The sequence below is a fragment of the Gemmatimonadota bacterium genome (assembly GCA_041390125.1).
In the GTDB taxonomy this organism is placed as follows: Bacteria; Gemmatimonadota; Gemmatimonadetes; order Longimicrobiales; family Gaopeijiaceae; genus JAGQIF01.
The window spans coordinates 271,408-285,885 of record JAWKQN010000007.1 but is presented as its reverse complement, the minus strand read 5'-3'; the positions used below and the strand labels follow the sequence as shown (position 1 = coordinate 285,885).

Sequence of the window (14,478 nt, the reverse complement as noted above, 5' to 3'; positions counted from 1 at the left end):
GGCTTCCCCCCGCCTCCACCCACCAGGCCATGTCCGAGATCCCGAACACGAAGAAGAAGGTCGACTACGGGCGCGCCTGGGCGGAGGCCCGGGCGCTGATCTGGAGCTACCGGCGACGGATCGCCCTGGGGCTCGGGGTGATGGTGATCTCGCGCCTCGCGGGACTGGTCGCCCCGGCGTCGTCGAAGTTCCTGATCGACAACGTGCTGGCCCAGGGGCAGTCCGATCTGCTCCCCTGGCTGGCCGCGGCGGTGGGGGTGGCCGCTCTGGTGCAGGGTGCCAGCTCCTTCGCGCTGTCGCAGATCCTGGGTGTCGCGGCCCAGCGCGCCATCACCGAGATGCGCAAGTCGGTCGAGGCGCACGTGACACGCCTGCCCATCGGCTTCTTCGACTCCACCAAAAGCGGGGTGCTGATCTCGCGCGTGATGACCGACGCGGAAGGGATCCGCAACCTGGTGGGCACCGGGCTGGTGCAGCTGACCGGCGGGGTGCTCACCGCGCTGATCGCGCTGGGCGTCCTGCTCTGGCTCAACTGGGTGCTCACCCTCTACACGGTCGTCGTGCTGGTCGTCTTCGGCGGCGCCATGTCCACCGCCTTCAAGCGCCTGCGACCGCTGTTCCGGGAGCGCGGAAAGATCAACGCCGAGGTGACCGGCCGTCTGGGGGAGACGCTGGGCGGCATCCGCATCGTCAAGGCGTACACGTCCGAGCGCAGCGAGAACCGCGTGTTCGCCAAGGGCGCCCACCGGCTCTTCCGCAACGTGGCGGGTGCCGTGACCGGGGTCTCCGCCGTCACGTCGTTCACCGGTGTGATCACGGGGCTCATCGGGGTGGGGATGGTGCTGATCGGCGGACCCGCCATCCTGGACGGCTCCATGACGCTGGGCGACTTCGTGATGTACCTGTTCTTCACCGGCCTGATGATCAATCCGCTCGTGCAGATGGCCAACATCGGCACGCAGATCACCGAGGCGTTCGCGGGCCTCGACCGGATCCGGGAGATCCGCTCGCTGGCCACCGAAGCCGAGCTGGACGAGGGGCGGCTCCCCTTGCGCGACGTCGCGGGCCAGGTCGATTTCGACGACGTCTGGTTCGAGTACGAGGAAGGTCGGCCCGTGCTCCGCGGCATCTCCTTCGAGGCACCCGCCGGCAGCACGACCGCGCTGGTGGGCTCGAGCGGCTCCGGCAAGAGCACGCTGGTCAGCCTGGTGCTGGCGTTCAACCACCCCACCGCGGGTGCCATCCGGATCGACGGCCGACCCCTGGAGGAGTTCCGGCTGACGGACTATCGCGCGCTCACCGGCGTGGTGCTCCAGGACAACTTCCTCTTCGACGACACCATCGCCGCGAACATCCGCTACGGCGCCCGCGGCGCGACCGACGAAGAGGTGCGCACGGTGGCGCGGCTCGCCCACTGCGCCGGGTTCATCGAGGAGTTCCCGCAGGGCTACGACACCGTCATCGGCGAGCGCGGCGTGAAGCTGTCCGGCGGGCAGCGTCAGCGCATCGCCATCGCGCGTGCCATCCTGGCGGATCCGCGCATCCTGGTGCTGGACGAAGCCACGTCCAGCCTGGATTCGGAGAGCGAGGCGTTGATCCAGGACGGTCTACGCTCGTTGCGACAGGGCCGCACCACCTTCGTGATCGCGCACCGGCTCTCCACCATCCGTAGCGCGGATCAGATCCTGGTGATCGAAGAGGGCCGCATCCTCGAACGCGGAGCCCACGAGGAGCTGATGGCCCTGGGGGGTCGCTACAAGGAGCTGCACGACCGGCAGTTCCGGTTCGAGATGAACCGCTTCGTCAATCCGGGCGAGGAGCTGGCGGAGGTGGCCGAGCGGTAGCACCGGACGGCGTCCCGTCGATGCAGGGCCGGCGCCGGTGCTACCCTGTGCCTCGGGATCGATCGTCTACCGCACCGCTCAGGAGTCGAGGCCCTTCGTGCGCTCCAACCCCGCGCTCAGGCGCTCCACCGCACGGAGCAGCGCTGCCTCCAACGCGTCGGCCATCATGCGCGCCTCCGGCAGCGCTCCCCGCTCCACCGCCTCCCGCACGCCGGGCAGGGTCTTCACGCCATATCCGGTGTCGTAGCCCGGCGCATAGAGCAGATGGCGGTACCAGGGACGGCGTGGCAGCCCCTCGGAATGCAGGAAGTCGCGCTCGACCGCCAGGAGCAGGTCGTTGAGCTCCCGGACCAGGGGGGCGCGCGCCTCCAGCTCCTCCGGCGGCAGGGCCAGCACCCGGTCGACCGCCGCATTGAAGCCGGCTGCCGCGAACGCGAGCCGGTCGTTGGCGCGGCGCACGCCCGAAAGGTCGAGGCGCAGGCCGCGCGCCTCGGCTTCCGCATCCACCTCGTCCAGGTAGCGCTCGACCGTCTCGGCCGTGGCCGTGTAGTCGAGCGGAAGCACGTCCGCGTTGGCGAGCCGGGCCACGAGCAGCGCGACGACCTCGGCCAGCCGCTCACCGGTCTCGAATCCCGGATCCCCGTGCTCGACGAAGAACGCGTGTGTGTCGTAGCGCGAATGGTACACGCCGTTGGGAGAGGAGAACCCGACGTCCAGCGACGGGATGCCGAGGTGATCGAGGAAGACGGTGTAGTCGCTCCCCGACCCGAGCGCGTCGAGGCGGACGTCGGTCCAACCGCCGTGGCTCACGCGCGCTTCGGGTGCGCTCGCTTCGCTCCAGGCCTCCTGCACGGAGGGCCCCTCCGCACCCGGCATCGCCACGCGCCGGGCGACGTCGTTGACCAGGGGTTGGAGGGCGTGGGAGCCCGCGGCGCTGAACGCGCCCTGGGTGTAGCTCTCGCGATTCAGGTAGGCGACGACGCGGCCGGGAAGCACGTCCGCGAACTCCTCACCGAACTCCGTGGACCCGATGAGGCCGTACTCCTCCGCGTCCCAGCTCGCGACCGCGACCGTGCGTCGCAGCGGTGAGCGCCGGGCGGCCCCGGCCAGCGCGCGGGCCGATTCCAGCAGCGACACGGTGCCGCTGACGGGATCCCGACCTCCGTAGCTCCACGCGTCGCGATGCCCGCCCACGAGCACCCAACGGTCGGGCTCCTCGACCCCCACCAGCAGGCCCACGACGTTCACGATCGGTCGCACGGACCAGTCGAACCGGAGACGCAGGTGGGCCACGCCCGGTCCCGGCCCGATCCGGTACTCCAGCGGCAGCCCGCCCTGCCACGCGTCGGGAGCGCGCCGCCCGCCGATGCGCTCGAGGAGCGGACGCGCCGCGGCGTAGGAGATCGGCTGGACCGGGATCGGGAGCACCGTCGTGGCCTCCTCCAGCGGAATCCGCTCGGCCCCGGCTCGCGAAGGCGTGCCGGGCGTCTGCGGATCCCCGGGATGGCGCGGCATGTCGAGCACCGAGCCCGACTGCACGCCGTGCTCCGGCCGCCACCTGCCCTCCGGCATCACCGGCCCCTGGCTGAACCCGTCGTCGGCCGGATCCGAGAAGAGCAGCGCGCCCACGGCTCCCCGCTCGGCGGCCAGACGCGGCTTGATGCCACGCCAGCTCCGGCCGTAGCGCGCGAGCACGATCTTGCCCGCCACCGAGATCCCGAGCGAATCGAGGGTCCGGTAGTCCTGCGGCAGGCCCCACCCGACGTAGACGACCTCCGCCGTGACGTCTCCGTCCGCCGAGAAGGCGTTGAAGGGCGGCAGCAGGTCCGTGGGGGTCGGATCGGGGTCGTCCGGCAGCGGTGGCTCGTCGAGCCGGAGCGGGACCGTATCGGGGAAGACCACGGTGAGGCTGCGCTCGACGGGACGCGGGAGCAGGACGTCGTAGCGGGCATACAGGATGGAGTCGAAGCCCAACTCCCGCAGCCGCTCCGCGAACCGATCGGCGAGCTCCGTGTTCGCGGGGGTCCCGGCCGCGTGGGGCGCCGCCGCGAGGCGCGCGTGATCCTCGCGCATCCGGCGACCGTCCGGGGTCCCGAGGAGACGCCGTTCGATCGCGGCCTGCCGCTCCGCCGTCGCGCTCGAGAAGCCGGGCAGCCGGGGTGGCGGGGAGTCGCACGCCGCCAGGAGCAGCAGGGCCACCGGGCCGAGCCGGCGGTACCGTCGTGTCCGCATTCGCTCGAGCGTCTCGCGCGCGGGGGATCACAGGGGACGCGCCATCTTGTCCACGGGTCGGCCCGGGGGTCAACCCTCGAGGGGTCGCCCCGACGCTCCGCGCCGGTACCTCCCGGCGCGGGTGCGCGTCAGAAGATCAGCGCCCCCACACCGAGCGCGAACAGGAAGGCCAGGATCGCAATCACCAGGAACACGCCGAACGCGATCTTGGCGATCTTCGCTGCGCCGGCCGAGATCCCGCTGAAGCCGAGTCCGCCGGCGATGACGGAGATGATGAGCGCACCGATCGCGATTTCCAGCATGCCTTCCTCCTTGGGATCCGGGCACCGAGCGGCGACCCGCCCCTCGGCCTCGGGACGGAGGAGGCGCAACGCACATGCCGTTCAAGGCTGCCCGTTTCTCGGGGGCGGCTGCCGTGCGTTCGTGTATCGGTCGCGATCGGGCCGCACGACGGAAGCAGGGTCGGGAGCGGTCGTGCGGCTCCGGACGGTGGGCCGTGCCAGACGCTCCCGTCCGGTCGTTCGCTCAGGAGGGCGGCACCCCGATCGGTGTCGCGCCGCGACCCGACCACTCGAGCGCGTCCCGGTCCCACTGCGCGGCCTCCGCGGCTGCCGCATAGGTGGCTTCGAGGAACGTCAGGATGGACCCATCCGGATCCGCGCTGGTCCGCACGTTCTCGTACGGGAGGATGAACTCGCCGAGCTCGGGCAGCCAACGCGCGCCGTCGGGCATCGCCGCCTCCGCGAAGCCGGCGGGCGTGGGGTAGGCGTAGCTGTAGAAGATGGCTTCCGGCAGCATCGCTCCCCCGGGCCACCACCCCGCGCTGCTCACCTCGTGCGAATAGGACTCCCGCGTGACCGCATCGGGCAGATGCGGGATCCCGCCGGGATGGGCTGGCGCTCTGCGCCCGGAGAAGCGGGTCACCGCCAGGTCGAAGCTGCCCCAGAAGAAGTGGACGGGGCTCACCTTCCCCAGGAACCGGGCCCGGAAGTCCTCCAGGACCCGCGTCGCCGAGTCCAGGGCCCGGTGGAAGCGCGCCACCGCCTGCGCATCATAGGCGCCATGCACCTCGTCCTCCGCGAACGGGATCGGGTCCGGGATCTCGTTGGGGGTCCCGTGGATGCGGGTGGTCAGACCCATCCCGTCCAGGAGCGTCATCAGCCGGGCGTGGAACTCGGCGACTGAACGCGGGACCAGCTCCATCTCCGCGACTGCTCCGTCCGAGGTCAGGACGTTGAGTTGATGGTCGATGAAGTCCAGGTCGATCGCGAACGTGCGTTGACCGTCGGGGATGGGCGTTGTGGTGAGGCCGCGTGGGGTCGGGTGCAGCGCGACGTGCCAGGAGTGGTTGACCCACGGCGTGCGCGCTACGCGCACCTTGCCCACGATCTGCGTATAGAGGTGCAGCGTCGTGCAGGTGTCCTTCCAGTCGTCCCAGCGGAGCTCGGGCCAGGCGGATGCGGGCATGGTGGGCGTCCTCGCGTTCGGGTCGGGGGTGTGCGGGACCCGCGGAGCGACGGTCCCTGGACGGCGGCGGTCGGCGCGGTGTGCCCGCACCGGTACGCGATCACCTCCGGCTCTCGACCGCGTCCGCCCACAGTCGCTGCGCGCACCCCGTCCTCGCAACGCCCAAGGTCGCGTTCGAGAGGGGATCCGGTCACGAGGACGCAGATCCCGGAGGCGCACCGTGGCCTCCTACGGGTCCAGCCGGAACACCCCGAGGTCGATCTCCGGTCCGCTGAAGCCCTGGAACGAAGGAGCCAGCGTGACGCGGTAGGGACCGGGGGCCAGCGAGTCCCCCAACAGCTCCTGGACCCGGTCCTGCCGGACCACGGCTTCCGTGCCTCCAGGCGGAACGGGCAGCTCGATGCGCACGGCGGAGCACGCCGCGCCTGGAGGAACCGCACCGTCCCACACCGGGCGCGCGGGCCGGGTGGGCTCGTACAGGCGCAACACCCGGCCGCTCCAGCATCCGCCCCACACGAACGTGCGCGTCTCGGCGCGGTCGTTGTGGATCCGGAGCGTGGTCTCGAGCAGGGACCCCTCGATGCTGGCGAGCGTGCGCGCATCGGCGCTGAACAGGGCATCGGGATCCGTGCCCGGGTCCGTGCAGCCGCCGAAGAGCGCGAAGACCCACACCGCGCTCCAGCCCCGCCTCGTCCGTCTCATGCGCGTCCTCCGTTCGGGAGCCCACCCTTCACGGGAACGATCCGGACCGGCGGGTCGGGACACCCCGGCGCCCTCCTTCGGGGCCCGCGCCACCGCCAGGCCCGACGGCCAACGCGCCAAGCTCAGGCCGGGCCCACCCCCACGCCTTCGGTGGTCTCCGGCTGCGGATCGGGCGCGTCCACGCGCTCCCAACCGGCCACCTTGAGCAGGTTCTCGACGTCCGTGTCCGCTTCGTGGTGCACCATGAACGTCACCTCGTCGTCCACGCGCACCTCCGTCTCCTGGTCCACCAGCTCCGCGCGCGTGCCCCGCACGACCGTCAGGGGGATCAGGTGCGGGCCATGACCCAGTCCCGACAGCACGGCCACCTCGACCTCGTCGTCCTCGGACGGCCCGCGGTAGCGCCACGTCTCGATCTCGGCCGTGCCCTGCTCGAGGTAGTGGTTCCACTGCCCCATCTCGATCTCGCGTCCGAACAGGATGTCGTGCCCGTCCCTGCGGATGCGGCGCGCGCGCGCGCCGGCCTTGCCGCGCCCGAGGGTCACATACGTCTTGGGACCCCGCGTCGCCTCCCGCACCTGGTTCGCGATCAGCAGGTTCGCGTCCGGATTGGGGGTCACCGCGGCGATGGCCCGGCGGCCTTCCACATCCGCGCGCTGCAGCGTGCGCTCCTCCATGGCGTTCGCGAACAGCACCGTGAGCCCGTCCTCCTCGGCCAGACGGGCCTCGCGCGCGTTGGAATCCACCAGCAGCACCTCGTGGTTGGCACGCGTGAGGGCGCGGGCCAGCGCCCGCCCCACGGCGTTGGCGCCCACGATCACGGTCCCCTGGTGGCTCGGGCGCCGCACACCCAGGCGGCTCGCCACCCACCCGCCGCTCAGCCCCTGCACCAGCACGGTGATCGCGATCACCATGAACACGAGCGCCTGGAGCTGCGTGCCGCCTGCGAAGCCCTCGTCCGTCAGGCGTTGCGCGAACAGCGAGGCGACCGCGGCGGCCACGATGCCGCGGGGGGACAGCCAGCTGATGAACATCCGTTCGGGACGGGTCAGGGCGGAGCCGGCGGAGCAGATCCAGACGTTGATGGGTCGCACCACCAGCATCAGGGCCAGGATGGTCCACACGCCGCGCCAGCCGATGTCCAGGACCTCGCGGATGCGGACGTCGGCGGCCAGGAGCACGAACAACAGCCCGACCAGCATGACGGTCAGCTGCTCCTTGAACTCGCGCAGCTCGCGGTCCACGGTGGTGTTCATGTTGCCGACGATCAGCCCCGCCACGGCCACGGTCATGATGCCGCTCTCGGCCACCACCCAGTTGCTGACCTCGAAGAGCACCAGCACCAGGGCCAGCGTGAAGATGTTCTGGATCCCGTCCGGGACCAGGCGCTCATAGCGGAGCAACAGACCGAGGAAGAACCCACCCACCGCTCCCACCACCGCCCCCACCAGCAGGCGGGACGGGATGCCGAGCAGCCCCTGCGCGGCCTCGGTGCCGCTGCGGGCCACGACCACCTCCAGCGCCACGACCGCGATGATGGCGCCCACCGCGTCGATGAGGACGCCTTCCGCCTCCAGGACCGTCTGCACGGACTTCTTGACGCGGATCCGGCGCAGCAACGGCGTGATCACCGTGGGGCCGGTCACGATCACGAGCGTGCCGAACAGCACCGACAGGCGCCACTCCCAGCCCATGAACAGGTGCGAGACCAACGCGCCACCGACGGCCGTCACGACCGCGCCCACGGTGATGAGCCGGCGGATCGTGGTCGCCTCGCGGCGCAGGCGATCGATGTTGAGGTTGAGGCCCCCCTCGAAGAGGATCACGGCCACGGCCAGCCCCACCAGCATCTCCAGCCCGTGGCCCATGGTCTCGGGACGGATGACGTTGGCGACGTCGGGGCCCAGCAGGACCCCGGCGAGCAGGAAGACGACGATGCCGGGCAGCCGCAGGTGGTGGGCGATCGCTTGCGCGATGACCCCGGCGGCGAGCGCGACGGCGAACGTCAGTGCCGGATCGGAGAGCCCATGGCCCATGGACGGCTCCTGGTCGCGGGACGAGAGACGAGATACGAGGCGGAGGGACCCCTGCCCCGACCGACGGGGGAGAGGGTAGTTTGGCCGGAACCGGGGCGTCCCGGCAAGCGAGCCCCCGCACGGAGCCGACGTGAGCAGCGCCATCCGAGCCCCGTCCCCGGCCGAGATCCGCGCCTTGAAGGCGCGGGATCCGCGGCTGGGTGCGGCCCTGGCGCGCGTGCCCCGCTACCCGGGCGTCGTCCCCGCCACCCGGCGGATGTCGACCTTCGCGTACCTCGCACGCGCCATCGTCTATCAACAGCTCGCGGGAGCGGCCGCCCGGACCATCTACGGGCGCGTCTGCCGCCTCACGCCGGGCCCGGGCTTCCCCTCGCCCCGCGAGATCCTGGCGCTGCCCGAGGAGGCGCTGCGCGCCGCCGGACTCTCCGCCGCCAAGCGCCGGTCCATCACCGAGCTGGCCGCGCAGGTCGAGGCGGGTACGCTCCGGTTGGCCGGCCTGTCCCGCCTGCCCGACGACGAGGTCGTGGCGCGGCTGACCACGGTGTGGGGCATCGGGGAGTGGAGCGCCCAGATGTACCTGATGTTCAAGCTGGGCCGGCTGGACGTGATGCCCGGCACGGACCTCGGCATCCGCGAGGGCCTGCGTCGCCTGGAAGAGCGGACGGAGCGGCCCACGCCCTCCGAGGTGCTGGAGCGCGCCGAGCCCTGGCGGCCGCTCCGCACGGTGGCCAGCTGGGTGCTCTGGCGACTCTGCGACGAGCGATGAGCGGCGGCGCGGCCCGCGGAGGCGCCGGCCGGCGCGTGCTGCTGGGCTCGGGATGGCTGCTCGGAGGGCAGACCCTGGCCACGGGGCTGGCCCTGATCCAGGGCGTGCTGCTCGCGCGCCTGCTCGGCCCGTCCGGATACGGCATCGTGGGACTCGTGCTGGCGTTCGCCGCGCTGCTCAGCCGGTTCTTCGACGCGCGCTCGTGGGAGACCGCCGTGAAGTACCTCACGGACTACGCGGAGCGGGGCGATTCCGGCCGCGGCCGCGCCGTCCTCAAGGGGCTGCTGGCGGTGGACCTGGTCTCGGCCCTGCTGACCTGCGCCGCGCTCGTGGCGGCGGCGCCCTTGGCGGCGCGCCTGTTCGTGCAGGATCCCGCCGCCGCCGGCCTGGTCCGGATCTATGCCCTCACCGTGCTGGGCCTGGCCCCGTTCGGGATGGCGCTCGGTCTTCTGCGCATCGCGGATCGCTACACGTGGATGTCGGGCTTCCAGGTCCTGGCCGCCCTCGCGGAGCTCGCCCTGACGGTGGGCACGGTGGTGTCCGGGGGCAGCCTCACGGCGCTCATGTGGGCCTTCGTGGCCGCCGCCGGCCTGCGGACGGTGGGGGCCCTCTGGCTGCTGGAGAAGGCGGCGGCCGAGCTGGGCTTCCGCGGCTGGCTCCGGGCCCCGCTCGCGGACGCGCGCGATCAGCTGCGCGAGGTGGCGGGCTTCTGGGCCTCGTCGAACCTCTTCGCCGTGTTGAAGGGGGTGCACCAGAGCATCGACACGCTGCTGGTGGGCTCGTTCCTCGGGCCGGCCGCGGCGGGCGTCTTCCGGATCGCCAAGAACCTCTCGCAGGCCGTGTCGTTTCCCCTGAACCCGCTCTTCCAGGCCTCCTACCCGGAGCTGGTGCGGCTGCATGCCCAGGGGGACGGCCCCGCGCTCGCCCGCCTCTACCGGCGGCTGCTGGTCGGGGGCGCCCTCGCCGCCGTGGGGGTGGGAGTGGGCGTCGCCCTGGTCGCCGGTCCGCTGGTGCGCTGGACGGCCGGGCCGGCCTTCCTGGACGCGGTCCCCGTGCTGCGCTGGATGGCCGCCGGCGTGGCCTTTGCGGCGGCCACCCAGTTCGGGCACGCCCTCCTGTTGGCCCGACGCCAGCTGCGTCCCGTGTTCTGGAGCTTCGCGCTCCCGCTCGGGGTCCAGGTGGGGGTGCTGGCGGTCGCGCTGCCCGGCGGCGACCCGGTCGTGGCCGGGTGGGCCTTCGCGGCCTTCGCCGCGGTGCGCGGCGCTCTGCTCCTCGCCTCCACGCGAGGAGCCCTGATCCGGAACGCGCCACCGGGCACATGAGCGGGCCCCGGACGTATTCAAGGGCGAGTGGCGTCCGAAGTTGCCACCCCTGGACGGTTACCCTAGATCGCCACACCCCCTGACGAGGGCGGCTCCGCCTCCACCGCGGGCGCGCCCCCCGGCATCCGAAGGACCAGGATGAAGCAACCATGAAGGCCCTCCCCCCGCGCGCCCTGCCGGCGCTGCTCGCGTTGCTGGCGACCGCGGCCTGCGACGACTTCGTCGCCGGCCGGACCGCCATCACGGCCGAGGGGCTGGCCGGGTCCATCCAGACGCTCTCCTCGGACGAGTTCGAGGGTCGCGCCCCCGCGACGCCCGGCGAGGCCCGGACGGTCGGATGGCTGGTGGACCGTTTCCGCGAGCTGGGGCTGCAGCCCGGACACGGGGACAGCTATACGCAGGCGGTGCCGCTCGTGCAGATCACCGCGTTGGGCTCGCCCACCCTGCAGGTCTCCGGATCCGGTCCGCTCCGCCGTCTGGCCTGGGGATCGGAGTTCGTGGCCTCCACCAAGCGGACCGTCGAACGGGCCCGGCTCGAGGACTCCGAGCTGGTGTTCGTGGGCTACGGGATCGTGGCCCCCGAATACGGCTGGAACGACTACGAAGGCCTCGACGTCGCGGGGAAGACGGTCGTGATGCTCGTCAACGACCCGGGGTACGCCACGGAGGACAGCACCACGTTCCGGGGTCGGGCCATGACCTACTATGGCCGCTGGACCTACAAGTACGAGGAGGCGGCCCGCCAGGGCGCGCGCGGCGCCCTCATCGTGCACGAGACCGGCCCCGCCGGATATCCGTGGGAGGTCGTGCAGACGGGATTCACCGGTCCACAGTTCGATCTGCCCACGGATGGAGGCAACGCGCGCCGGGTGGAAGTGGAAGGCTGGGTGCGGGAGGACGTGGCGCGTAGGCTCTTCGAACAATCGGGCCACGATTTCGATTCACTGCACGCGGCCGCCGCCCGTCCGGGATTCCGCGCCGTTCCGCTGGCGCTCCAGGCCGACCTCACGCTCGAGAACCGCGTGGAGCGCTCGGAGTCGTCGAACGTGATCGCCGTGGTGCCGGGCGCCGTGGTGCCGCAGGAGTACGTGCTCTACACCGCGCACTGGGATCATCTGGGCACCGGCCCGGACAGCCTGCCCGACGCGATCTACAACGGTGCGGTGGACAACGCGACGGGCGTCGCGGCCCTGCTGGAGATCGCCAAGGCGTTCCTGCAGCAGCAACCCCCGCCGGATCGCTCCATCGTCTTCCTGGCCGTGACCGCCGAGGAGCAAGGCCTGCTGGGCTCCCGCTACTACGCCGAGCATCCCGTCTTCCCCACGGCACAGACGGCGGCCGTGATCAACATCGACGGCCTGAACGTGGACGGGCCCACGCGCGACATCACCGTGGTGGGCTACGGTGCCTCCACGCTCGACGACGCGCTCGCCTTCGGCGCCGACCTGCAGGGCCGCACCGTGCGGCCCGATCCGGAGCCGGAGAAAGGCTTCTACTACCGCTCCGACCACTTCAACTTCGCGAAGGTCGGGATCCCGGCGCTGTACACGGACGCGGGCGTCGAGAGCGTGGAGCACGGAACGGAGTGGACCCTGGCCCGCCGGGCCGACTACACCGCGAACCGCTACCACAAACCCTCGGACGAGTTCGATCCGGGCTGGGACCTGAGCGGCGCCGTCGAGGACGTGCAGCTGCTGTTCTGGGTGGGGCACGAGATCGCCCACCAGGGCAACTGGCCCCGCTGGAAGGAGGGCAGCGAGTTCAAGGCCATCCGCGACGCGGACCGGGCTGGGGCGGACACAGCCCGGTGAGGTCCGTGTTCACCGCGTTCGTGCTGGCGACCAGCCTGATCACCCGGCCGCTGGTGGCGCAGAGCCGGCATCCCGGTGCGCCGGGCGGCGACGGGCGCGGTGCGGGCGGATTCCTGGCGGAGTACTACGCGGAGGTGCTGGAGCGGGCGGAGGAGCTGACCACGGAGTGGCGGCGCGCCTGGCGGGAGGACGACCTGCGGGCCTTGAGCGAGCTGTACCTCGAGGACGCGCAGATCGTCTTCTCGGACGCCCCGACCATCGACGGCGAAGCGGCCATCCGGGCCTTCTTCGTCGCCGAGCTGCCCCGCCTGGGGGAGATCCAGACCTCCCTGACCGACTTCGACGCGAGCGGGCGGATGGCCTACCTGTACGGCCCCTTCCAGCTGGATCGTCGGCGGCCGGACGGCACCATGGAGCGGATCTCCGGCCGGTACCTGACGATCCTGCTCAACCGACAACGCACGTGGAGCATCCGCAGCCAGTTCTTCAGCCTGGAGGGGCCGCCCCAGGCGTTGCCGCCTTCGCTGGACCGGTAGACCAGGGACCCGAGGAGAGGGCGTGACGGAGCCGCTGGCAGGATTCAGGACGGAAGCGGACGCGCAGCGGGCGGTGGACCGCCTGGTGGCGGCCGGCGTGCCCCGTGCCGCGATCCGGGTGGAGAGCCGCGACGGTACCCCCACCCCCCTGGTGAAGGTGACCGGAGCCCATCGGGCCGCCTTGATCTCCGGGCTGGTGGGGACCGCGCTGGGCATCGCGGCGGGCCTGGTCGTCACCGTGGGCGGGCTGGACGACCCGCTGCTCGCCTTCCTGGCCGGCCCCACCCCCGTCCTGGCCGCGCTCAAGGGCGGTGTGGGCGGGGCCGGGGTGGGCACGCTGTTCGGGTACATCCTGGGCCTGGGCTTCTGGGGGGACGACGGGGAGACCGGCCCGCGGGAGAGCACCACGGTGTCCCTCCACGTGGAGGACCCCGCGCTCCACGACCGCGCACGGGCGGCCCTGGGCAACGGGGGCGCGACGACGCGCTGAGCGGATCCCCCGAACGAGCCGCCCGGGCAGGGGTGGACGCGGAGGCGCCGCGCCGGACCGCCGGGTGCGCAGGAGCCCGAACAAAAACCGAAACATCGCCGCGCTGGGCGGGTACACCCGCCTCATGGACCGCCCCCGCAACCACGGACGCGGCAGCGCCGCCAACCCGCGCAACCGCTTCGAGCGCCACGAGACGGTGCTCGACGAGGGGGCGGAGCACGACCAGCCGTCCACGTCCACGGTCTGGCTCCCCGACCGGTCCCGCACGCTCATCGCGCGCAACCAGAGCCCGGATCTGGGCTTCGATGCCAGCCTGAACCCCTACCGCGGCTGTGAGCACGGCTGCGCCTACTGCTATGCCCGGCCCACCCACGAGTACCTGGGCTTCTCCGCCGGGCTCGACTTCGAGACCCGGATCCTGGTCAAGGAGGGGGCGGCGCTGCGGCTGCGGGAGGAGCTCTCCTCGCCGCGCTGGGTGCCCCGGCCGCTGGCCCTGAGCGGCGTCACGGACCCCTACCAGCCGGGCGAGCGGCGCTGGGGGGTCACCCGGGCCTGTCTCGAGGTGCTCGCCGAATTCCGCAATCCGGTCGTGATCGTCACCAAGAACCACCTGGTCACGCGCGACGTGGACCTGCTCGCCGAGCTCGCCTCCCACGGCGCCTGCACGGTGTTCGTGTCCATCACCACGCTGGACCGCGGGCTCCAGCGGGTCATGGAGCCGCGCACCAGCACCCCGGAGCGCCGTCTGGACGCGATCCGGCTCCTGTCCGAGGCGGGCGTGCCGGCCGGGGTGATGGTCGCGCCGGTCATCCCGGGCCTGACCGAGCACGAGATCCCGTCGATCCTGGAGGCGGCCGCCCAGGCCGGGGCCCGACACGCCAGCTGGGTGCTCCTCCGGCTGCCCTGGGGGGTGAAGGACCTGTTCCGGGAATGGCTGGAGCGGACGTTCCCCGACCGCGCCGCCAAGGTGCTGAACCGGATCCGCTCCACGCGGGGCGGCCGCCTCTACGACGCGGACTTCGGGACCCGCGGCCGGGGTGAAGGGCCGGTGGCCGAGCACATCGAGCGGCTGTTCCGCGTCTCCCGTCGCAAGGCCGGGTTGGAGACGCCCCCGCCCGCGCTGCGGACCGACGCCTTCCAACGCCCCGCCGGCGAGCAGCTGACGCTCTTCGCCTGATCTCCCCGGCCACCGGTCGTCCGCCGGTGTCCTTGCCGGCCCCCGTCGCCACACCGGCACCGCCCTTGCCTCGGCATGCGCCGCGGACGTGCCGC

12 protein-coding genes are annotated in these 14,478 nt (G+C 72.1%); 7 read left to right on the top strand and 5 right to left on the bottom strand.

Going from position 1 to position 14,478, the window contains the following annotated elements:
* Positions 1 to 29: 29 nt before the first annotated feature.
* Positions 30 to 1,844: an ABC transporter ATP-binding protein gene (locus R3E98_09140; GenBank protein MEZ4423562.1), complete on the top strand. Its 1,815-nt coding sequence runs from the start codon at positions 30 to 32 to the stop codon at positions 1,842 to 1,844.
* Between the two features lie 78 nt (positions 1,845 to 1,922).
* On the opposite strand, the gene R3E98_09135 is transcribed toward R3E98_09140, so the two are convergent.
* From R3E98_09135 to R3E98_09115, 5 genes are all read right to left on the bottom strand, one after another.
* Positions 1,923 to 4,076: a transferrin receptor-like dimerization domain-containing protein gene (locus R3E98_09135; protein ID MEZ4423561.1), complete on the bottom strand. Its 2,154-nt coding sequence runs from the start codon at positions 4,074 to 4,076 to the stop codon at positions 1,923 to 1,925.
* Positions 4,077 to 4,204: 128 nt separating this feature from the next.
* Positions 4,205 to 4,378 carry a DUF1328 family protein gene (locus R3E98_09130; protein MEZ4423560.1) on the bottom strand — a complete coding sequence of 58 codons (174 nt, stop codon included), beginning with the start codon at positions 4,376 to 4,378 and terminating at the stop codon, positions 4,205 to 4,207.
* 223 nt (positions 4,379 to 4,601) lie between these two features.
* Entirely contained in the window at positions 4,602 to 5,543 is a 942-nt protein-coding gene (locus R3E98_09125) for a DUF5996 family protein (protein MEZ4423559.1), read from the bottom strand.
* A 228-nt stretch (positions 5,544 to 5,771) separates the two neighbouring features.
* Positions 5,772 to 6,245, bottom strand: a complete 474-nt coding sequence (locus R3E98_09120) for a hypothetical protein (protein MEZ4423558.1) — start codon at positions 6,243 to 6,245, stop codon at positions 5,772 to 5,774.
* 122 nt (positions 6,246 to 6,367) lie between these two features.
* On the bottom strand, positions 6,368 to 8,281 hold the full coding sequence (locus tag R3E98_09115) for a cation:proton antiporter (protein ID MEZ4423557.1): 1,914 nt from the start codon (positions 8,279 to 8,281) through the stop codon (positions 6,368 to 6,370).
* Between the two features lie 130 nt (positions 8,282 to 8,411).
* Here R3E98_09115 and R3E98_09110 point away from each other — a divergent pair, with 130 nt between their 5' ends.
* The 6 genes from R3E98_09110 (at position 8,412) to R3E98_09085 (ending at position 14,383) form a co-directional block, all read left to right on the top strand.
* The gene (locus R3E98_09110) at positions 8,412 to 9,047 is read left to right on the top strand and encodes a DNA-3-methyladenine glycosylase 2 family protein (GenBank protein MEZ4423556.1); all 636 of its coding nucleotides are present in this window, start codon (positions 8,412 to 8,414) and stop codon (positions 9,045 to 9,047) included.
* The gene (locus R3E98_09105; protein MEZ4423555.1) at positions 9,044 to 10,369 is read left to right on the top strand and encodes an oligosaccharide flippase family protein; all 1,326 of its coding nucleotides are present in this window, start codon (positions 9,044 to 9,046) and stop codon (positions 10,367 to 10,369) included. Before R3E98_09110 ends, R3E98_09105 begins: the two co-directional genes overlap by 4 nt.
* 149 nt (positions 10,370 to 10,518) lie before the next feature.
* Positions 10,519 to 12,180: a M28 family metallopeptidase gene (locus R3E98_09100; protein MEZ4423554.1), complete on the top strand. Its 1,662-nt coding sequence runs from the start codon at positions 10,519 to 10,521 to the stop codon at positions 12,178 to 12,180.
* Positions 12,177 to 12,716, top strand: coding sequence for a nuclear transport factor 2 family protein (locus R3E98_09095; protein MEZ4423553.1), 540 nt, complete (start codon positions 12,177 to 12,179; stop codon positions 12,714 to 12,716). The genes R3E98_09100 and R3E98_09095 overlap by 4 nt, the downstream gene beginning before the upstream one ends.
* Before the next feature lie 22 nt (positions 12,717 to 12,738).
* On the top strand, positions 12,739 to 13,206 hold the full coding sequence (locus tag R3E98_09090) for a hypothetical protein (GenBank protein MEZ4423552.1): 468 nt from the start codon (positions 12,739 to 12,741) through the stop codon (positions 13,204 to 13,206).
* A 124-nt stretch (positions 13,207 to 13,330) separates the two neighbouring features.
* Positions 13,331 to 14,383, top strand: a complete 1,053-nt coding sequence (locus tag R3E98_09085; protein ID MEZ4423551.1) for a PA0069 family radical SAM protein — start codon at positions 13,331 to 13,333, stop codon at positions 14,381 to 14,383.
* Positions 14,384 to 14,478 lie beyond the last annotated feature (95 nt).